15 protein-coding genes, 2 tRNA genes and 1 pseudogene are annotated in these 19,439 nt (G+C 71.8%); 16 read left to right on the forward strand and 2 right to left on the reverse strand.

The window, feature by feature from the left end:
* Window positions 1–107 precede the first annotated feature (107 nt).
* The 13 genes and pseudogenes from dnaA to ACFC0B_RS16000 all read left to right on the forward strand — a co-directional run bounded on the left by dnaA (window position 108) and on the right by ACFC0B_RS16000 (window position 15,771).
* Window positions 108–1,916: a chromosomal replication initiator protein DnaA gene (dnaA, locus tag ACFC0B_RS15940; RefSeq protein ID WP_376086408.1), complete on the forward strand. Its 1,809-nt coding sequence runs from the start codon at window positions 108–110 to the stop codon at window positions 1,914–1,916.
* 952 nt (window positions 1,917–2,868) lie between these two features.
* Window positions 2,869–3,999: a DNA polymerase III subunit beta gene (dnaN, locus tag ACFC0B_RS15945; protein ID WP_376086409.1), complete on the forward strand. Its 1,131-nt coding sequence runs from the start codon at window positions 2,869–2,871 to the stop codon at window positions 3,997–3,999.
* A gap of 189 nt (window positions 4,000–4,188) precedes the next feature.
* A pseudogene (gnd, locus tag ACFC0B_RS15950) lies at window positions 4,189–5,085 on the forward strand (phosphogluconate dehydrogenase (NAD(+)-dependent, decarboxylating)); the annotation flags it as partial.
* A 43-nt stretch (window positions 5,086–5,128) separates the two neighbouring features.
* Entirely contained in the window at window positions 5,129–6,262 is a 1,134-nt protein-coding gene (recF, locus tag ACFC0B_RS15955) for a DNA replication/repair protein RecF (protein ID WP_376086410.1), read from the forward strand.
* 184 nt (window positions 6,263–6,446) lie between these two features.
* On the forward strand, window positions 6,447–6,974 hold the full coding sequence (locus tag ACFC0B_RS15960; RefSeq protein WP_376086692.1) for a DUF721 domain-containing protein: 528 nt from the start codon (window positions 6,447–6,449) through the stop codon (window positions 6,972–6,974).
* A 249-nt stretch (window positions 6,975–7,223) separates the two neighbouring features.
* Complete coding sequence (gene gyrB / locus ACFC0B_RS15965) at window positions 7,224–9,254, forward strand: DNA topoisomerase (ATP-hydrolyzing) subunit B (RefSeq protein ID WP_376086411.1); 2,031 nt, start codon at window positions 7,224–7,226, stop codon at window positions 9,252–9,254.
* Between the two features lie 121 nt (window positions 9,255–9,375).
* Window positions 9,376–11,916 (forward strand): DNA gyrase subunit A, encoded by a 2,541-nt coding sequence (gene gyrA, locus ACFC0B_RS15970; RefSeq protein WP_376086693.1) that lies wholly within the window; start codon window positions 9,376–9,378, stop codon window positions 11,914–11,916.
* A gap of 158 nt (window positions 11,917–12,074) precedes the next feature.
* Window positions 12,075–12,812 (forward strand): DUF3566 domain-containing protein, encoded by a 738-nt coding sequence (locus ACFC0B_RS15975; protein WP_376086412.1) that lies wholly within the window; start codon window positions 12,075–12,077, stop codon window positions 12,810–12,812.
* Window positions 12,813–13,087: 275 nt separating this feature from the next.
* A complete protein-coding gene (locus ACFC0B_RS15980) occupies window positions 13,088–14,494 on the forward strand; it encodes a class I SAM-dependent methyltransferase (RefSeq protein ID WP_376086413.1) in 1,407 nt (468 codons plus the stop codon).
* 16 nt (window positions 14,495–14,510) lie between these two features.
* Window positions 14,511–14,587 (forward strand) — tRNA-Ile (locus ACFC0B_RS15985).
* Window positions 14,588–14,726: 139 nt separating this feature from the next.
* On the forward strand, window positions 14,727–15,122 hold the full coding sequence (locus ACFC0B_RS15990) for a DUF6191 domain-containing protein (RefSeq protein ID WP_376086414.1): 396 nt from the start codon (window positions 14,727–14,729) through the stop codon (window positions 15,120–15,122).
* Between the two features lie 257 nt (window positions 15,123–15,379).
* Window positions 15,380–15,508 (forward strand): DLW-39 family protein, encoded by a 129-nt coding sequence (locus tag ACFC0B_RS15995; RefSeq protein WP_014137031.1) that lies wholly within the window; start codon window positions 15,380–15,382, stop codon window positions 15,506–15,508.
* A 190-nt stretch (window positions 15,509–15,698) separates the two neighbouring features.
* Window positions 15,699–15,771: transfer RNA gene (locus ACFC0B_RS16000), tRNA-Ala, on the forward strand.
* Window positions 15,772–15,843: 72 nt separating this feature from the next.
* On the opposite strand, the gene ACFC0B_RS16005 is transcribed toward ACFC0B_RS16000, so the two are convergent.
* Entirely contained in the window at window positions 15,844–16,524 is a 681-nt protein-coding gene (locus ACFC0B_RS16005; protein ID WP_376086415.1) for a DUF5324 family protein, read from the reverse strand.
* 261 nt (window positions 16,525–16,785) lie between these two features.
* Here ACFC0B_RS16005 and ACFC0B_RS16010 point away from each other — a divergent pair, with 261 nt between their 5' ends.
* Entirely contained in the window at window positions 16,786–17,694 is a 909-nt protein-coding gene (locus ACFC0B_RS16010) for a rhomboid family intramembrane serine protease (RefSeq protein WP_376086416.1), read from the forward strand.
* Between the two features lie 365 nt (window positions 17,695–18,059).
* On the opposite strand, the gene crgA is transcribed toward ACFC0B_RS16010, so the two are convergent.
* Window positions 18,060–18,308, reverse strand: a complete 249-nt coding sequence (gene crgA / locus ACFC0B_RS16015) for a cell division protein CrgA (RefSeq protein ID WP_376086417.1) — start codon at window positions 18,306–18,308, stop codon at window positions 18,060–18,062.
* A 114-nt stretch (window positions 18,309–18,422) separates the two neighbouring features.
* Between crgA and ACFC0B_RS16020 the strand changes: the two genes are divergently transcribed.
* Both ACFC0B_RS16020 and ACFC0B_RS16025 read left to right on the forward strand, forming a co-directional pair.
* Complete coding sequence (locus ACFC0B_RS16020) at window positions 18,423–19,184, forward strand: DUF881 domain-containing protein (protein ID WP_376086418.1); 762 nt, start codon at window positions 18,423–18,425, stop codon at window positions 19,182–19,184.
* Window positions 19,185–19,258: 74 nt separating this feature from the next.
* Complete coding sequence (locus ACFC0B_RS16025) at window positions 19,259–19,438, forward strand: hypothetical protein (RefSeq protein ID WP_355362472.1); 180 nt, start codon at window positions 19,259–19,261, stop codon at window positions 19,436–19,438.
* Window position 19,439: the final 1 nt, after the last annotated feature.

The following is a 19,439-nucleotide window of genomic DNA, read 5'->3' on the forward strand; positions in this document are numbered from 1 at the left end:
CCTGGAGGCCGTTTACCCACAGCCTGTGGACAACGACTTGATCCGTCTCTGTTCGCTGACTACCGTTGCAGGACTTGTCTGGTTTGTTCATCGGAAAGCGTGCACCAGTGGCTGATGTCAACAGCGACCTTGTCCCGGTCTGGGCGAGGGTCGTCGAGCGGCTGGTCGGCGACCCGGACATCGGGGAGATGGACAAGCAGTGGGTGCAGCGCACCCAGCCCATGTGGATGATGCACGACACCGCCCTGCTGGCGGCCCCGAACGAGCGGGCCAAGCAGGTGCTGGAGGGCCGGCTGCTGCCGCAGCTGACCGAGGGGCTCTCCCGCGAGCTGGCCCGCCCGGTGCGGATCGCCGTGATGGTCGACGCCAACGCCGTGCCGACCACCCCCGCTCCGCAGGCCCCCGCCGAGCCGTACCCGAGCCCGTCCGAGCAGGACGCCGGCGGCTACGGCGACCAGGGCTACCCGCAGGGCTACGAACAGGACTACGAGCAGGGCTACGAGCGGCCCTCCTACGACACCGGCGGCTACGAGCAGCACCCCGCGCCGTACGGCGGCCCGCCGGCCGCCCACGCCTGGCCCGGCTACCAGGAGCAGCCGCCGGCCTACCGCGAGCCCGAGGAGCCGGCGCCCCGGCCCGCGCCGCGCCCGCTCCCCGCTCCGCCCTCGACCACCCAGGGCGACCTCTTCGGCGGCGCCTACGGCCCCGGCCCGGGCGAGCACCCGCGGACCGCCCCCGGCCGCCGCTCCCCCGCGGCCCGCCCGGCCGGCGGACGCGGCGGCGACAAGGCCCCCGCCGAGCGCGGCGCCGACCGCCCGGCGGTCACCGGCGTGCCGGCCCCGCCCGGCGCGCCCCCGGCCGGCGGCCCCCGCAAGGACGAGCCGGCCGCCCGGCTGAACCCCAGGTACCTGTTCGACACCTTCGTCATCGGCGCCAGCAACCGCTTCGCGCACGCGGCGGCGGTGGCGGTCGCCGAGGCCCCGGCCAAGGCGTACAACCCGCTCTTCATCTACGGCGAGTCCGGGCTGGGCAAGACCCACCTGCTGCACGCCATCGGGCACTACTCGCGCAGCCTCTTCCCGGGCACCCGGGTGCGGTACGTGTCCTCGGAAGAGTTCACCAACGAGTTCATCAACTCCATCCGGGACGGCAAGGCGGACACCTTCCGCAAGCGCTACCGGGACATGGACATCCTGCTCGTGGACGACGTGCAGTTCCTGGCGAGCAAGGAGTCCACGCAGGAGGAGTTCTTCCACACCTTCAACACCCTGCACAACGCCAACAAGCAGATCGTCCTCTCCTCCGACCGGCCGCCCAGGCTGCTGACCACGCTGGAGGACCGGCTGCGCAACCGCTTCGAGTGGGGGCTGATCACCGACGTCACCCCGCCGGAGCTGGAGACCCGGATCGCGATCCTGCGCAAGAAGGCGATCCAGGAGCAACTCAACGCTCCCGCCGACGTGTTGGAGTTCATCGCGTCCCGGATCACCCGGAACATCCGGGAGTTGGAGGGGGCCCTCATCCGGGTCACCGCCTTCGCCAACCTCAACCGGGCGCCGGTGGACCTGGAGCTGGCCGGGATCGTCCTCAAGGACCTCATCCCGGGCGGGGACGAGGACGCCGGACCGGAGATCACCGCCCAGGTGATCATGCAGCAGACCGCCGCCTACTTCGGGCTGGGGGTCGACGACCTCTGCGGATCCTCGCGCAGCCGCGTGCTGGTGACCGCGCGTCAGATCGCCATGTACCTATGCCGGGAGCTCACCGACCTCTCGCTGCCGAAGATCGGCGCGCAGTTCGGCGGCCGCGACCACACCACCGTGATGCACGCCGACCGCAAGATCCGGTCACTCATGGCCGAGCGGCGCTCGATCTACAACCAGGTCACCGAGCTGACCAACCGCATCAAGAGCTAGCCGGCCGGCCCGTCGGGGCGCGGCCCCCCGATGGCCGGAAAAGGGCGTCAGGAGCGATCCTGGCGCCCTTTCGGCATGTCCACAGGTGTGCGGGGCGCGCCGGCGGGGCAGGGATGCCGGTGACGGACGCTCCGCCAGTCCACAGCCCGCGCCGAACATCTGACCGGTGATTCGAACTCCACCGGCGCGCGAGGCGGAAATCCACAGGCCGGGGCGGTTCTCCGTCATCCACAGGCCGGGGCGCCGTGAGTTATCCAGAATTCCTCCACAGGGCGGCCGCCGCTACGCTCTTCCGCGCAGGTCAGGTGCCTGTGGACTTGTGCACAACCGTTATCCACAGGCTGTGGACAATTGGCGGCCCGTCAGTGGGCCGTCCGGGTTGTCCACCAGTTGTCCCCAGGCCGGGCGGAGTTATCCCCAGGTTGTCCACAGGTGTGTCCACAGTTCGACAAGCTTCTGCCGTCGTTCATGCCCAGGTGTGAAAGCCGTCACGAAAAGTTGACCGGGGCCCGTGGATAACCGCCTCCGGATCTGGGGATGGTGCTGGGGATAACCTGTGGATACCCAGCGTGCCCTGTGGGTAACGCTCCGCCGTCCACAGCGGGCCGTGTTCGTCCACAGCCCCCATCCACATGTCCTGTGGACAAAAAACCGGGTCTGACCTGCGCAAACAGGGTTATCCACGGTTTCCACAGGCCCTACTACTACCACTACACCTATAGACCGTTCGCCTGGTTCAAAAGCGGGTGGGCCCGAAATCTGTGGACAACCGCTCCCCGACATCCGTTCGACTTGCTTCCGCCCGTCTGCCCCGTCTGTCGGTGGAGTACGTCAGACTGTCCTCGGCGACTGGAAGCGGAGCGGCGGAGCTCGGCGGACAGCCGCACCGAAGACCAAGATCAGAAGAACCAGACGTGCGAGCGGGAGCGCTCGATCCAGGAGGCGGTTACCGGTGAAGTTCCGGGTGGAGCGTGACGTCCTCGCGGAGGCGGTGGCCTGGGCTGCCCGCAGCCTCCCGGCACGGCCGCCGGTGCCGGTGCTGGCCGGCCTGCTGCTGACGGCCCAGGACGGCAGCCTGGCGCTGTCCGGCTTCGACTACGAGGTCTCGGCCCGGGTCGAGCTGGAGGCCGACATCGAGGAGGCCGGCACGGTGCTGGTCTCCGGCCGGCTGCTCAACGACATCTCGCGCAACCTCCCCAACCGGCCGGTGGAGATCTCCACCGACGGCCAGCGGGTCAGCGTGGTCTGCGGCAGCTCCCGGTTCACCCTGCCCACCCTGCCGGTGGACGAGTACCCGGCCCTGCCGCAGATGCCGACCGCGACCGGCACCGTCCCCGGCGACGTCTTCGCCTCCGCGGTCAGCCAGGCCGCCGTGGCCGCCGGCCGGGACGACACCCTGCCGGTGCTCACCGGCGTCCGGGTCGAGATCGAGGGCGACCGGATCACCCTGGCCGCCACCGACCGCTACCGCTTCGCGGTCCGCGAGCTGCTGTGGAAGCCGGAGCAGGCCGACATCTCGGCGGTCGCGCTCGTCCCGGCCAAGACCCTGCAGGACATCGCCAAGTCCCTGGGCAGCGGCGACAGCGTCTCCATCGCGCTCTCCTCGGGCGGCGCGGGCGAGGGCCTGATCGGCTTCGAGGGCGCCGGCCGGCGGACCACCACCCGCCTCCTGGAGGGCGAGTTCCCCAAGTACCGCAGCCTCTTCCCGACCGAGTTCAACGCGATCGCGGCGATCCAGACCCAGCCCTTCCTGGAGGCGCTGAAGCGCGTCTCGCTGGTCGCCGAGCGCAACACCCCGGTCCGGCTGAACTTCGAGGAGGGCGTGCTCACCCTGGAGGCCGGCTCCGGCGACGACGCCCAGGCCACCGAGCGGATCGACGCCTCCCTGGAGGGCGACGCCATCTCGATCGCGTTCAACCCGGGCTACCTGGAGGAGGGCCTCAAGGCCATCGACTCCGCCTACGCCCAGCTGAGCTTCACCACCCCGACCAAGCCCGCGCTGCTCAGCGGCAAGGCCGCGGTGGACGCCGAGGCGGACGAGGCCTACCAGTACCTGATCATGCCGGTCCGCCTCTCCGGCTGAGCCGGCCGGACTCCCCGGTCGGGCCGGCCGCCACCGGCCCGACCGGGGAGTCGTTCGTCCACGGCTCCGTCCACAGCCCTGTGAACAACCCTGTGGAAGCCCCCCGGTCGGCCCGACCGCGAAGGGGCCCTTCCGCTCCAGCACGTAGGCTCAAGGAGGCGCGGCAAAGGCGCCGCCCGCAGGGACGTCACCACAGGTAAGGATTTGGCTATGGAGCTCGGCCTCATCGGTCTCGGCAAGATGGGCGGCAACATGCGCGAGCGGATCCGCCGCGCCGGCCACACCGTCATCGGCTACGACCGCAACCCCGACATCTCCGACGTCGAGAGCCTCCAGGAGCTGGTCACCAAGCTGCAGGGCCCGCGTGTCGTCTGGGTCATGGTCCCGGCGGGCGCCGCCACCCAGGCCACCGTGGACGAGCTGGCCGAGCTGCTCTCCCCCGGCGACGTGGTCGTCGACGGCGGCAACTCCCGCTGGACCGACGACGTCAAGCACGCCGAGGCGCTGGCCGCCAAGGGCATCGGCTTCGTCGACTGCGGCGTCTCCGGCGGCGTCTGGGGCCTGGAGAACGGCTACGCGCTGATGTACGGCGGCGACGCCGAGCACGTCGCCGAGGTCCAGCCGGTCTTCGACGCGCTCAAGCCCGAGGGCGACTTCGGCTCGGTGCACGCGGGCGCGGTCGGCGCCGGCCACTTCGCCAAGATGGTCCACAACGGCATCGAGTACGCGATGATGCAGGCCTTCGCCGAGGGCTGGGAGCTGCTGGAGGCCGCTCCCGAGGTCACCGACGTCCGCGAGGTCTTCCGCAGCTGGCAGGAGGGCACCGTGATCCGCTCCTGGCTGCTCGACCTGGCCGTGCGCGCCCTGGACGAGGACGAGCACCTGGGCAAGCTCAAGGGCTGGGCCGCCGACTCCGGCGAGGGCCGCTGGACCGTCGAGGCCGCGATCGACCACGCCGTCCCGCTGCCGGCGATCACCGCCTCGCTGTTCGCCCGCTTCGCCTCCCGCCAGGACGACTCGCCGCAGATGAAGATGATCGCCGCGCTGCGCAACCAGTTCGGCGGCCACGCGGTCGAGTCGAAGTAGTCCCCGCAGGTCCCTCCCCAGAAGGCGAGCGCAGTCCACCGTCATGCACGTCGCGCACCTGTCGCTCGCCGATTTCCGCTCCTACGCCCGGGCCGAGGTCGCCCTCGACCCGGGCGTGACGGCGTTCGTCGGCCCCAACGGCCAGGGCAAGACCAACCTGGTCGAGGCGGTCGGCTACGTCGCGACCCTGGGCAGCCACCGGGTCGCCACCGACGCCCCGCTGATCCGGCTGGGCGCCGAGCGCGCGGTGATCCGCACCTCGGTGGTGGACCGCGGCCGCTCCACCCTGGTCGAGCTGGAGATCACCCCCGGCAAGGCCAACCGGGCCCGGATCAACCGCTCCGACAACGTCCGCCCGCGCGACGTGCTGGGCCTGCTGCGCACCGTGCTGTTCGCCCCCGAGGACCTCGCCCTGGTCAAGGGCGACCCGGGGGAGCGCCGGCGCTTCCTGGACGAGCTGCTGACCGCCCGCGCCCCCCGGCTGGCCGGGGTCCGGCAGGACTACGAGCGGGTGCTCAAGCAACGCAACGCCCTGCTGAAGACCGCTGCGATGGCCCGCCGGGCCGGCGGCGGCAAGGGCGCCGACCTGTCCACCCTGGAGGTCTGGGACGGCCACCTGGCCCGGGCCGGCGCCGAGCTCACCGCCTTCCGCCTCCAGCTGGTGGCCTCCCTCCAGCCGCTGGTCACGGCCGCCTACGGGCAGCTCGCGCCGGGTGGCGGCGAGACCGGGCTGGAGTACCGCAGCTCCTTCGAGGGCGAGCTGCCGACCAGCCGCGAGCAGGCCGAGGAGCAGCTGCTGGAGGCCCTGCGCACGGTCCGCAAGCAGGAGGTCGAGCGCGGGGTCACCCTGGTCGGCCCGCACCGCGACGAGCTGGTGCTCAAGCTCGGCCCGCTGCCCGCCAAGGGCTACGCCAGCCACGGCGAGTCCTGGTCGTTCGCGCTGGCGCTGCGGCTGGCGTCCTACGAGCTGCTGCGCGCCGACGGGGGAGAGCCGGTGCTGATCCTGGACGACGTTTTCGCCGAGCTGGACGCCGCCCGCCGCGACCGGCTGGCCGAGCTGGTGGCCGGCGGCGAGCAGGTGCTGGTGACCGCGGCGGTGGCCGAGGACGTTCCGAAGGCGCTGGCCGGCGCCCGGTACGCGGTCGCCGACGGCGCCGTCCAGCGCGTCACCGGCTGACCGCGCCCCGACGCCCGGCACCCCCCAGCCGCCCGACGGGCCCGACCGCCCCCGACCGACCGCCGCCGGCGGTCGCACACCCCGCGTCCGTACCCCCGGCGAACGCCGACCCGAGCCGACGCGTGCCTCCCCGGCTCCCGTACGCTGGACGGCTCACCGTTGTCCACAGGGTGGGGATAAGGAGATCGCCGTGAGCGATTCGGCGGAGCACCCCGAGCCGACCGGTGCCGACCTGGCGCGTTCGGCGCTGCGGGCGGCCCGGGCGCAGGCCCGCCAGCGCGGTGAGCAGGTGCGCGAGAAGCGCGAGGCGAAGCGGCACGGCCTGCGCAGCGGGGCGCGTTCGGACGGCCGCGACCCGGTGCCGCTGGGGGCGGCGCTGACCCGGCTGCTGACCGAGCGGGGCTGGGAGTCCTCGGCCGCGGTCGGCGGGGTGATGGGCCGTTGGCCGCAGATCGTCGGCCCCGACATCGCCGCGCACTGCACGCCCACCTCCTACGACGACGAGGCCGCGGTGCTCACGGTGCAGTGCGACTCCACCGCCTGGGCCACCCAACTCCGCTGGCTGGCTCGACAGTTGGTGGCCCGTCTGAACCACGAGCTGGGCCACGGCACGGTCCGCACCATCAAGGTGCTCGGCCCCGCCGCCCCGGTGCGCGGCTACGGCCGGCTGCGCGCCCCCGGCAGCAAGGGCCCCGGCGACACCTGGGGGTGAGGGGCGGGGGGCCGCGGGCGGAGCGGACCGTAATCCTCCGGAACCCCTGACGGCCCTGCCAGGCGGTCTGAGCCCCCCGGGCGAGTATCGGGACATGTCCCGAGGGGATTCAGGGCGCCATTTCTGCCCTCAGAGGCTGCCAAACGCCCATCGATGTCAGTCGTACCGGTAGACTGGGGGCCAAACACTGTTGCTAGTGGCAACCGAGTCGAAACGCCGTGGTCGCACGCCCGCCCGTAGGGAGCGGGGATGCGGCCCGCGCTGTGCCAGAGAGGGCGCTTCGTGGCCGATTCCGGCAACCCCAGCCAGATCCCAGACCAGACCGACCAGTCCGACAGGTCGTACGACGCGAGCGCCATCCAGGTGCTGGAGGGCCTCGACGCCGTCCGCAAGCGCCCCGGCATGTACATCGGCTCGACCGGCGAGCGCGGCCTGCACCACCTGGTGCAGGAGATCGTGGACAACTCCGTCGACGAGGCGATGGCCGGGCACGCGGACACCATCGACGTGAGGCTCCTGGCCGACGGCGGCGTGCGCGTGGTCGACAACGGCCGCGGCATCCCGGTCGGCATCATGCCGGGCCAGGGCAAGCCGGCCGTCGAGGTCGTGCTGACGGTTCTGCACGCGGGCGGCAAGTTCGGCAACGGCGGCTACGCGGTCTCCGGCGGTCTGCACGGCGTCGGCGTCTCCGTGGTGAACGCGCTGTCCACCCGCCTCGCGGTGGAGATCCACACCGACGGCCACCGCTGGACGCAGGAGTACAAGGCCGGCACCCCGGTCGCGCCGCTGGTCCAGCACGAGGCCGCCGAGCGCACCGGCACCAGCGTCACCTTCTGGGCCGACCCGGAGATCTTCGAGACCACGGTCTACTCCTTCGAGACGCTCTCCCGCCGGTTCCAGGAGATGGCGTTCCTCAACAAGGGCCTGACCATCGCGCTGACCGACGAGCGCCCCGAGCACGTCGACGAGGACGGCAAGCCGCTCTCCGTCACATACAAGTACGACGGCGGCATCGCCGACTTCGTCGCCCACCTGAACTCCCGCAAGGGCGAGGCCGTCCACCCCTCGGTGATCGACTTCGAGGCGGAGGACAAGGACAAGGCGATCTCGGTGGAGATCGCGATGCAGTGGAACTCCTCGTACACCGAGGGGGTCTACTCCTTCGCCAACACCATCCACACCCACGGCGGCGGCACCCACGAGGAGGGCTTCCGCGCCGCGCTGACCGGCCTGGTCAACCGCTACGCGCGGGACAAGAAGCTGCTCCGGGAGAAGGACGACAACCTCTCCGGCGAGGACATCCGCGAGGGCCTGACCGCGATCATCTCGGTCAAGCTCGGCGAGCCGCAGTTCGAGGGCCAGACCAAGGACAAGCTGGGCAACACCGAGGCGAAGACCTTCGTCCAGAAGGTCGTCCACGAGCACCTGAACGACTGGCTGGACCGCAACCCCAACGAGGCCGCGGACATCATCCGCAAGTCCATCCAGGCCGCCACCGCGCGCGTCGCCGCCCGCAAGGCCCGCGACCTCACCCGCCGCAAGGGCCTGCTGGAGTCCGCCTCGCTGCCCGGCAAGCTCAGCGACTGCCAGTCCAAGGACCCGGCCGAGTGCGAGATCTTCATCGTCGAGGGTGACTCCGCCGGCGGCTCGGCCAAGCAGGGCCGCGACCCGCGCATCCAGGCGATCCTCCCGATCCGCGGCAAGATCCTGAACGTCGAGAAGGCCCGGATCGACAAGGTGCTGCAGAACACCGAGGTCCAGGCGCTGATCTCGGCCTTCGGCTGCGGCATCCAGGAGGACTACGACGAGTCCAAGCTGCGGTACCACAAGATCGTCCTGATGGCCGACGCCGACGTCGACGGACAGCACATCCGCACCCTGCTGCTGACCCTGCTGTTCCGCTTCATGCGGCCGCTGGTCGAGGCCGGCTACGTGTACCTGGCGATGCCGCCGCTGTACAAGATCAAGTGGGGCAAGGACGACTTCGAGTACGTCTACTCCGACCGCGAGCGCGACGCCGTGATCGCGGCGGGCGTGGCCGCCGGGCGCCGGCTGCCGAAGGACGACGCGATCCAGCGGTTCAAGGGTCTCGGCGAGATGAACGCCGAGGAGCTCCGGGTCACCACCATGGACCAGGCCCACCGCCTGTTGCTCCAGGTCACCCTGGAGGACGCCGCCCGCGCCGACGAGCTGTTCTCGATCCTCATGGGCGAGGACGTCGAGGCCCGCCGTTCCTTCATCCAGCGCAACGCCAAGGACGTCCGCTTCCTGGACGTGTGACGCCTGCCCGCAGGCCCCGCACGTACCAGTCCGCGTGAAAGGAAACTGACCACCAGTGGTCGACGACAACCGTCCCGAAGGCGAGCAGCCCGAGACCCCCGAGACCGCCAACGCGGTCACCCTGCGGATCGAGCCGGTCGAGCTCGAGACCGAGATGCAGCGCTCGTACCTCGACTACGCGATGAGCGTCATCGTCAGCCGGGCCCTGCCCGAGGTGCGCGACGGCCTGAAGCCGGTGCACCGCCGGGTGCTGTACGCGATGTACGACGGCGGCTACCGGCCCGAGAAGGGCTACTACAAGTGCGCCCGCGTCGTCGGCGACGTCATGGGCAACTACCACCCGCACGGCGACACCTCGATCTACGACACCGTGGTCCGCCTGGCCCAGCCGTGGTCGATGCGGATGCCGCTGGTGGACGGCAACGGCAACTTCGGCTCCCCGGGCAACGACCCGGCCGCGGCCATGCGCTACACCGAGTGCAAGATGGCGCCGCTGGCGATGGAGATGATGCGCGACATCGACGAGGAGACCGTCGACTTCGCGCCGAACTACGACGGCCGCTCGCAGGAGCCCACCGTCCTGCCCGCGCGCTTCCCCAACCTGCTGGTCAACGGTGCCACCGGCATCGCGGTCGGCATGGCCACCAACATCCCGCCGCACAACCTCCGCGAGGTCTCCTCCGGCGCGCTCTGGTACCTGGAGAACCCGGAGGCCTCCAACGAGGAGCTGCTGGACGCCCTGATCGAGCGGATCAAGGGCCCGGACTTCCCGACCGGCGCGCTGATCGTCGGCCGCCGCGGCATCGACGACTACTACCGCACCGGCCGCGGCTCGGTCACCATGCGCGCCGTCGTCGAGGTCGAGGAGATCCAGGGCCGGCAGTGCCTGGTGATCACCGAGCTGCCCTACCAGGTCAACCCGGACAACCTCGCGCTGAAGATCGCCGACCTGGTCAAGGACGGCAGGATCGCCGGCATCGCCGACGTCCGCGACGAGTCCTCCTCGCGCACCGGCCAGCGCCTGGTGATCGTGCTCAAGCGCGACGCCGTCGCCAAGGTCGTGCTGAACAACCTCTACAAGCACACCGACCTGCAGACCAACTTCGGCGCCAACATGCTGGCCCTGGTCGACGGCGTGCCGCGCACCCTGTCGCTGGACGCCTTCATCCGGCACTGGGTGAACCACCAGGTCGAGGTCATCGTCCGGCGCACCACCTTCCGGCTGCGCAAGGCCGAGGAGCGCGCCCACATCCTGCGCGCGCTGCTGCGCGCCCTGGACATGATCGACGAGGTCATCGCGCTGATCCGGGCCTCGGCGAGCGCCGACGCCGCCCGCACCGGCCTGATGGAGCTGCTGGCGATCGACGAGCTCCAGGCCAACGCCATCCTGGAGATGCAGCTGCGCCGCCTGGCCGCCCTGGAGCGCCAGCGCATCATGGACGAGCACGACGAGCTGCAGCGCAAGATCGACGAGTACAACGCGATCCTGGCCTCGCCGACCCGCCAGCGCGGGATCATCTCCGAGGAGCTCACCGCGATCGTCGAGAAGTACGGCGACGAGCGGCGCTCCACCCTCATCCCCTCCGACGGCGACCTCTCCATCGAGGACCTCATCGCCGAGGAGGACATCGTCGTCACGATCACCCGCGGCGGCTACGTCAAGCGGACCCGCTCGGACCTCTACCGCTCGCAGAAGCGCGGTGGCAAGGGCGTGCGCGGCGCCCAGCTCAAGCAGGACGACATCGTCGACCACTTCTTCGTGACGACGACCCACAACTGGATCCTGTTCTTCACCAACAAGGGCCGGGTCTACCGCGCCAAGGGCTACGAGCTGCCGGACGCCGGGCGCGACGCCCGCGGCCAGCACGTGGCCAACCTGCTGGCCTTCCAGCCGGACGAGCACATCGCCCAGGTGATGGCCGTGCGCACCTACGAGGACAAGCCCTACCTGGTCCTCGCCACCCGGGCCGGCCTGGTGAAGAAGTCCCCGCTGAAGGACTACGACTCCCCGCGCTCCGGCGGTCTGATCGCGATCAACCTGCGCCAGGACGACGAGGGCCGGGACGACGAGCTGATCGGCGCCGAGCTGGTCTCCGCCGAGGACGACCTGCTGCTGGTCTCCCGCAAGGCGCAGTCGATCCGCTTCACCGCCACCGACGAGGCGCTGCGCTCCACCGGGCGCGCCACCTCGGGCGTCAAGGGCATGGCCTTCCGCGAGGACGACGAACTGCTCTCGATGAACGTGGTCCGTCCGGGCACCTACGTCTTCACCGCGACCGACGGCGGTTACGCCAAGCGCACCGGGGTCGACGAGTACCGTGTCCAGGGACGCGGCGGCTACGGCACCAAGGCGGCGAAGATCGTCGAGGGCCGGGGCTCGCTGGTCGGCGCGCTCGTCGTGGACGAGACCGACGAGATCATGGCGATCACCCTGTCCGGTGGAGTGATCCGCACGAGGGTTTCCGAGGTTCGTGAAACCGGACGTGACACCATGGGCGTCCAACTGATCAACCTGGGCAAGCGCGATGCGGTCGTGGGAATGGCCCGCAACGCGGAGGCCGAGGACGAGGAGTCGGCGGAGGACGAGGTGGCGGGCACCGAGTCCACCGAGGCGGCCGAGGGTACGGAGACGGCGCCGGGCGGCGGGACCGCCCAGGCCTGACCTCGTACCGCGTCGGCCGGTACCGTCACGTCCGTACATCCGTACACGGCGTGGTGGTACCGGCCGGTGACCAGTACCGGGCAATCCCGCCGGGCGCTGGATGACGAGTGACGAAGCAGGGCGGTGCGCCGTCCCTGGTGGGAAGTGCGGGAGGACCAGTGAGTGGAGCCACGGGTGCTGGGGGAGGCGCCGCCGGCGGCCGTCCGGGCGCAGCACAGGGCGGTGGGGCGTACGGCGTTCCGCAACCGCCGGCCGAGCACTCGTCCGCGTCCACCTCGCTGATGCCGCCGGTCGGCGGGGCGGGTCAGGGCGGGACGTACGGCGGCCAGCCGACGCCTCCGCCGCCGCCGGGCGCTCCGGCGGCGGGCAACGGCTTCTCCCAGCCGACCACCTACGCCAAGGGGCAGCCGACCCCCGCCCGGGGCACCCGGGTCGGCGGCGGCAACACCCCGCCCGGCGGGACGCCCGCCGCGGGCGTGCGCCGTCCGGCCGCGCCGCCGGCCTCCGGCGGCGGGCTCGGCCGGACCAGGAAGGCGCGGCTGCGGGTGACCAAGGCCGACCCGTGGTCGGTCATGAAGGTCAGCTTCCTGCTGTCGCTGGCGGTCGGGATCATCATCATCGTGGCGGCCGCGGTGCTGTGGATGACGCTGGACTCGCTCGGCGTCTTCGACTCGCTCGGCAAGACCCTGAAGGACGTCACCGGGTCGGAGAACAACGGCGGCGGCCTGAACATCATGGACTACGTGGGCTTCGGCAAGGTGATGACCTTCACCTCGCTGATCGCCGTGGTCGACGTGGTGCTGCTGACCGCGCTCTCCACGCTCTCGGCGTTCATCTACAACGCGGCGGCCGGCTTCACCGGCGGCATCGAGCTCACCCTGGCCGAGGAGGACTGATCACCCGGGCCTGATCCGGGGTCAGTTCCCGCCTCGTGCGGGGGCCTTCCGTCCGCGGGCGGAATCAGCGGGCCCCATCGACTGTTGCAGTCGGTGGGGCCCGTCGGCATTCGGGTGGTCGCCGCTGAGCGCGGCGTGCCGCCCGGACGGGCCGGGGTCGCGGTGGGCTTGGATGGGTCCGCTCGTTCCGCGCCACCCGGCCGCCGCAGGCCTCCCCGGTCCCCGCCGGACGGGTCCGGGACGGCCGCTCAGGCACGGCAGGACGGAGACGCGCGATGGCGGAGCTCGCAAGGCGGCTGGTCGAGGCCCTGGACGGGCTGCTGGGGGTCCCGGGGCCGCTGCGGGTGCAGGCCTGGGACGGCAGTGTCGCCGGCCCGCCGGGGGCGCCCACCGTGGTGCTGCGCAACCGCCGGGCGCTGCGCCGGCTGCTCTGGCACCCGGGCGAGCTGGGCCTGGCCCGCGCCTACGTCTCGGGGGACCTGGAGGTCGCCCCGGGCACCGACCTGTACGACGTGCTGCGGGCCGTGGCGCGCTTCGCCGAGCGTCCGGAGATCCGCACGCTGCGGCTCGGCGCCGGGGACGTGCTGGGCGCCAGGGGCCGCCGGGCGGTGGGCGCGCTGCTGCGGGCCGGTGCGCTCGGTCCCGAGCCGGTGCCGCCGCCGGAGGAGGCCCCGGTGGGCCGCGGCCGGCTGCACAGCCGCGGCCGGGACCGCGCCGCGATCCACCACCACTACGACGTCGGCAACGACTTCTACGCCCTGGTGCTGGGGCCGTCGATGGTCTACTCGTGCGCCTACTGGGAGCCCGCCGCGAAGAGCCTGGAGGCGGCGCAGGAGGCCAAGCTGGACCTCATCTGCCGCAAGCTCGGCCTGCGGCCCGGGATGCGGCTGCTGGACGTCGGCTCCGGCTGGGGCTCGCTGGTGCTGCACGCGGCCCGGCACTACGGGGTGACGGCGGTCGGCGTCTCGATCTCCGAGGAGCAGGTGGCGCTGGCCCGCCGGCGGGTCGAGGAGGCCGGCCTGGCGGACCGGGTGGAGATCCGGCTCCAGGACTACCGGGAGATCCCGGACGGCCCGTTCGACGCGATCTCCAGCGTGGGCATGGCCGAGCACGTCGGCGAGGCCCAGTACCGGGTGTACGCGGAGGGCCTGTACCGGCTGCTGGTGCCCGGCGGCCGGCTGCTCAACCACCAGATCGCCCGCCGCCCCGGTCACCCCGGTGAGCCGTACCGCCCCAGCCCGTTCATCAACCGCTACGTCTTCCCGGACGGCGAACTGTCCCCGGTCGGTTCCACCGTCTCCCGGCTGGAGGAGGCCGGCTTCGAGGTGCGGGACGTCGAGTCGCTCCGCGAGCACTACGGGCTGACCCTGCGTGAGTGGGTGGCCAACCTGGAGGCACGCTGGACGGAGGCGGTCGGGCTGGTGGGGCGCGGCCGGGCACGGGTCTGGCGGCTCTACATGGCGGCCTCGGCGCTGGCCTTCGAGGAGAACCGGATCGGGGTCAACCAGATCCTCGCGGTGCGTACCACCGCCGGGGGCGCCGCGCACCTGCCGGCGACCCGCGCGGAGTGGCTGGCCGCCCCCGGCGCGGTCCCCGGCACCGCCTCCGACCTGCCGGTCCCGGAGGGGCCCGGCGCGGGCCCGGCCGCAACGGATTTGGGGGATCGGGGATCGGTCCGCTAATCTTTCAGTGCGGCAAGGGGCTATAGCTCAGACGGTTAGAGCGCTTCCCTGATAAGGAAGAGGCCACAGGTTCAAGTCCTGTTAGCCCCACCACCGCGAAGGGCCCGGAGCATCGCTCCGGGCCCTTCGGCGTTGGGGTCGCGTTCCCGGAACCACGGGTGCCCGCCGGGTGTTCTACCGGTGGAGGCCGGGGCCCGCCCCGGCGGCGTCCGACGGTGGAGGCGGTGACGCAATGGGTCTGGTCTTCGCGATGACCATCCCCGGCCTGGTCTGTCTGCTGGTGGGGCTGGCCTTCGTCGACCAGTTGGCGCTCAGGGCGCGCAGGTCGCGCCTGGTGCCCTGGCGGGGGACGGGCCGGGAGGGGCAGATCTCGGCGACCGGTTTCGAGCAGCTGCACGCGCAGTTCGCGGCCGGCAAGCAGCACCAGCTCGACGAGCGGCAGAGCACCCTGATGCTGCGCGACGAGGAGGGCGACGGGGCCCCGCCGCGCACCCGGGTGGACCTGGCCTCGGGGGTGGCGGTGGTGGTGCCGCCGTCCGCTTCCGGGCCCGCTCCGCGGCCGGGTTCCCGGCCCCGTCCGCAGCCCGGTCCGGGGCCCGCTCCCGGGTCCTTCGGGCGGGAACGGTGACGGCTCCGCGCAGGCTCCGCGCCGGGCGGACCGTACGACAGGAGGTGTGGCGTCAATCCTCCGGCCGGACGGGTCGGTTGGAGGCAGCGGTGGCTGGTCACGATTGGGACACCGGTGTGTATCATCGGCCGCAAGGGCAGTCCGGCATCCCGACCGCCCGTTCGTGCTCGTAACACAACCACGGACTCGTCGGCCCGATCGGAACGATCGGCGCCCGGCTGCTGAGTCCGTCAACGCAAGAAGGACGAGGTCCCGCGGTGAAGAAGCTTCTCCTGGTCGCCCTGGTCGCCCTCGGCGGCTTCTTTGTCTACCGTCAGGTCCAGGCCGACCGCGCCGAGCAGGACCTGTGGACCGAGGCCACCGACCCGGTCCCGGCCGGTCGCTGAGGCCCCCGACGATCCGACGATCGACAGTCTTCGGAGGCGCCGCACGGCGCCTCCAGGGCCGGCCGGCCCGGTCGGGTGACCGGGCCTGCCGGAGTTTCCGGCCCCGCACGGCAGGAGTGCCGGAACGGGGCACCGGATCGGTACCGGAACCGGGTACGCTAGTGTCCGGCGGTGCGCCTGGTGCCGCCCCGGGGCTTTAGCTCAGTTGGTAGAGCGCTGCCTTTGCAAGGCAGATGTCAGGAGTTCGAGTCTCCTAAGCTCCACAGTCCTCTCCACCGTGTGTGGACGGCGATCGGCCGCTGACCTGATCTCGGGTCAGCGGCCGTTGCGCGTTCTCACTGCGGTTCGCGCGGGTCCTGCGGCTCGGAGGAGTCCTCGGCGGGTGCCGCGCTCGACGCGGGGCCGGTGGCGTCCGGCGAGCCGTTCACCGGGGCGTCCGGGCCGGTGCCCGGGGCCTGCGAGCCGGCCGGGCGGGCGAGCGACGGGGGTTCCACCAGCCACTCCGGGTTGCTGCGGTGCCGCCACCACTGCCAGGTGGCGATGCCGCTGCCGATCGCGATCAGGCCGGCCACGGCCAGTCCGGTCGCCCAGCCGGTCCGGCACGACCTGCGGGCGTTGCGGGCGGCGAGGTCGCTGATCTCGGCCGAGGTGACGTTGCCGCGCATGGCGGTCAGCGCGGCGGCGCCGCGGGTCTGGGCCTCCTGGGCGACCGGAACGACGGCGGCGCGGGCCTCCTCGACGGCGTGCGCGACCTTGGGGGCGACGGTGCACCGCGCCTGGTCGGCGGCCCTGGCCGCCGAATGGCGGGCGGCCAGGGCGGCCTCCTGGGTGCGGTGCAGGGCCTTCAGGGCGTTCTGCTGGGCCTCCGGCGGCAGGCTGGCGAAGGCGTGACCGACCTGGGGGGCGATGTGCCGGTCGTACTGGACGCGGACGGTGTGGGCGGCCTGGGAGGCCTGCTGCCGGGCGCTGTCCGCGAAGCTGCCGGCCGTCGCTCGGGCCGAGTCCAAACGGGTCACGAGTCTCTCCTCCTGGTGGCGTCCTTTATGCACATATCCACCTGAATGCTGATCATGCATCCTGATTTGTCCGGTGGCATGCCGGAGTGGGCCGTACGCGGGGCGTGCCGGGCCGCCGGGAGGCCGCCGGAGGGCCGGTCCGGGGCCGAACGGGCCGCTCGGTCGGGTGTGCGGCCGCAGTAGGCTGGCGGTTCCGGCGGGGGTGCCCGCCGGGAGCGCGTACGTGTCGTCGCAGCAAGTCGTGGCAGAAGGGGATAGCCGATGCTCCCGGACGAGCCGAGGCCGCCGACCGACCCGACCCCCGGGACGGGTGGCGGGAGCGGGCTGTCGCACTGCTACCGGCACCCCGAGCAGGAGACCGGCATCGGCTGCTCGCGCTGCGGCCGGCCGATCTGCCCGCAGTGCATGGTGAACGCCTCGGTGGGCTTCCACTGCCCGGAGTGCGTCAGCGAGGGCGGCCGCCAGGTCCGGCGGGCGACCACCCGCTTCGGCGGGCGCCCGACCGCGGACGGCGCGCTGGTCACCAAGGCGCTGATCGGCATCAACCTGGTGGTCTTCGTGCTGGCCGGCTACGTGCTCACGCCCTGGCTGGGCCTCGACCTCGAACTGCGCAGCTTCGCCCCCGACCGGTTCTACCCGTTCCCGTCCGGCGTCGCCGAGGGCCCGGACCAGTGGTACCGGCTGCTGACCGCCGTGTTCCTGCACACCGCGCCGTGGCACATCGCCACCAACATGATGGTGCTCTGGGTGCTCGGCCCGCAGCTGGAGTCGGCCCTGGGGCGGGCCCGCTTCCTCGCGCTCTACCTGCTCTCCGGCCTGGCCGGCAGTGCCTTCGCCTTCCTGCTGGCCGGGGACGGGATGCGCTCGCTGGGTGCCTCGGGGGCGGTCTTCGGCCTGCTGGGCGCGACCGTGGTGCTCTACCGCCGGGTCCGGGCGCCGCTCGGGCCGATCATCGCGCTGCTGGTGTTCAACCTGATCGTCACCTTCTCGGTGCAGGGGATCGACTGGCGCGCGCACCTCGGCGGCCTGATCGCCGGGATGCTGACCGCGGCCGGCCTGATGTACGCCCCGCGGGCCCACCGGGCGACCGTGCAGGGGCTGACGCTGGCGGGCGTGGCCGGCCTGGTGCTGGCGATGGTGCTCGTCGGGACGGCCGCCTACGGCGGGTGAATCCCCGACGGCGGACCGTGCGGACGCGCGTCCGCTGCCCGCACGGTTGTCCACAGCCGGTACGGGGTTGTGCACAGGCCGTGCGAACGGCCCCGGCCGGACGCCTGTTCTACGCGTGTCCCGCTGTGCGGATCCGCGGGACGAAGTGAGGGCGCGCGGCGGTGCGGCAAGCGCCCCCGGCGCAAGTTATCCACAGGCTGGTGTGACTTTTCCCCAGTGTGGATAACCGTGTGGATAAGCGCGATGAGCAGATCATCGCCAGTGGTCTCCCGGTGGAAGCCCGCTGTCCGGGCGCACCACGAAGCCGCCCCGGGACGGACCCGTCCGGGGCGGCGGTGGAGGAGCTCAGGGCAGCAGCCCCGGCGTCACTTCCACTGGGTGGAGACGCCGAAACCCGCCGCGATGAAGCCGAAGCCCACCAGGATGTTCCAGTTCCGCCAGCTCTCCACCGGCCAGCTGCCGCTGGTCACGTAGTAGGTGACGATCCAGACCAGACCGATCAGGAACATCGCCAGCATCAGCGGCGCGACCCAGCTGCGGCCCGAGCTGATCTTCACCGTGGTCGTGGTCGGCGGGGTGTAGTCGGACTTCTTGCGGAGTCGAGACTTCGGCACGAGGAGCTCTCCTGTCGATGCGCTGTGACCGCGCAGGGGTTCACGGTGGTGTGGCGGCGTCCGTTAGCGTAGTGGTTCGGCGGGTCCGAAGGAGATAAGGGTACGGTGCCTAATTTGTCGATTCCCCCTCGGCCGGCCCGTACCCGCGCCTCCGGCACCCGAATTGTCGGACGTGCCCTGACCTGCGCCGTCTTCGCGCTCGCCGGACTGCTCTTCTACATCAGCGCGCAGACCGCGCGCGGCACCGACCTGCGCACCGACAACTCGCTGCTCAGCCTCTCCGACGTGATACGGCAGCGCAGCGCCCAGAACCAGCAGTCCCAGGCCCAGCTCGCCGAGCTCCAGGAACGTGCCCAGCGGCTCACCGACCGGCAGGGCAGCCCGGCCGACGCCGCCCAGCTCACCGCCCTGGAGCAGGCCGCCGCCCTGGACCCGCTCCAGGGCCCCGGCCTCACCGTCACCCTCAACGACGCGCCGCCGAACGCGACCTCGCGCCTCCCCGGGGTGCGCGAGCCGGACGTCAACGACCTGGTCATCCACCAGCAGGACATCCAGGCCGTGGTCAACGCGCTCTGGCGCGGCGGCGCCGAGGGGGTCCAGGTGATGGACCAGCGGCTGATCTCCACCAGCGCCGTCCGCTGCGTCGGCAACACCCTGCTGCTCCAGGGCCGGGTCTACTCGCCGCCGTACGTCGTCAAGGCGGTCGGGAAGACCGACGCGCTGCGCGCCGCGGTGGAGGCGGACCCGACGATCCGCAACTACCTGCAGTACGTACAGGCGTACGGACTGGGCTGGAAGGTGCAGGAGAGCGGCGACCTCGCGCTGCCCGGCTACTCGGGAACGGCCGACCTGCGAGCGGCCACCGGCCAGCAGTAGACCGGCGGGAAGGGCCTGACGCCGACGGGCCGGGGTCTAGTCTTGACCCCAGTCCGCTACGTCGAGGGAGCACCATGTACGGCTGGATCTGGCGTCACCTGCCGGGGAACACCCTGGTCAAGGCCGTCGTCTCGGTGCTCCTCGTGCTGGGGATCGTCTACCTCCTCTTCACCTACGTCTTCCCGTGGGCGGAACCGCTGCTCCCCTTCGGCGACGTCACCGTGGACGGAGACGGCGACGGCGCCGTCGGCTGAC

The organism is Kitasatospora sp. NPDC056184 (assembly GCF_042268405.1).
GTDB lineage: Bacteria > Actinomycetota > Actinomycetes > Streptomycetales > Streptomycetaceae > Kitasatospora.

Bases quoted from the DNA above. Each gene is read 5' to 3' on its own strand.
- ACFC0B_RS15980 (WP_376086413.1), top strand. From the start codon at position 13,088: ATGGCGGAGCTCGCAAGGCGGCTGGTCGAGGCCCTGGACGGGCTGCTG.
- ACFC0B_RS16025 (WP_355362472.1), top strand. From the start codon at position 19,259: ATGTACGGCTGGATCTGGCGTCACCTGCCGGGGAACACCCTGGTCAAG.
- recF (WP_376086410.1), top strand. From the start codon at position 5,129: ATGCACGTCGCGCACCTGTCGCTCGCCGATTTCCGCTCCTACGCCCGG.
- ACFC0B_RS16010 (WP_376086416.1), top strand. From the start codon at position 16,786: ATGCTCCCGGACGAGCCGAGGCCGCCGACCGACCCGACCCCCGGGACG.
- ACFC0B_RS15990 (WP_376086414.1), top strand. From the start codon at position 14,727: ATGGGTCTGGTCTTCGCGATGACCATCCCCGGCCTGGTCTGTCTGCTG.
- gyrB (WP_376086411.1), top strand. From the start codon at position 7,224: ATGCGGCCCGCGCTGTGCCAGAGAGGGCGCTTCGTGGCCGATTCCGGC.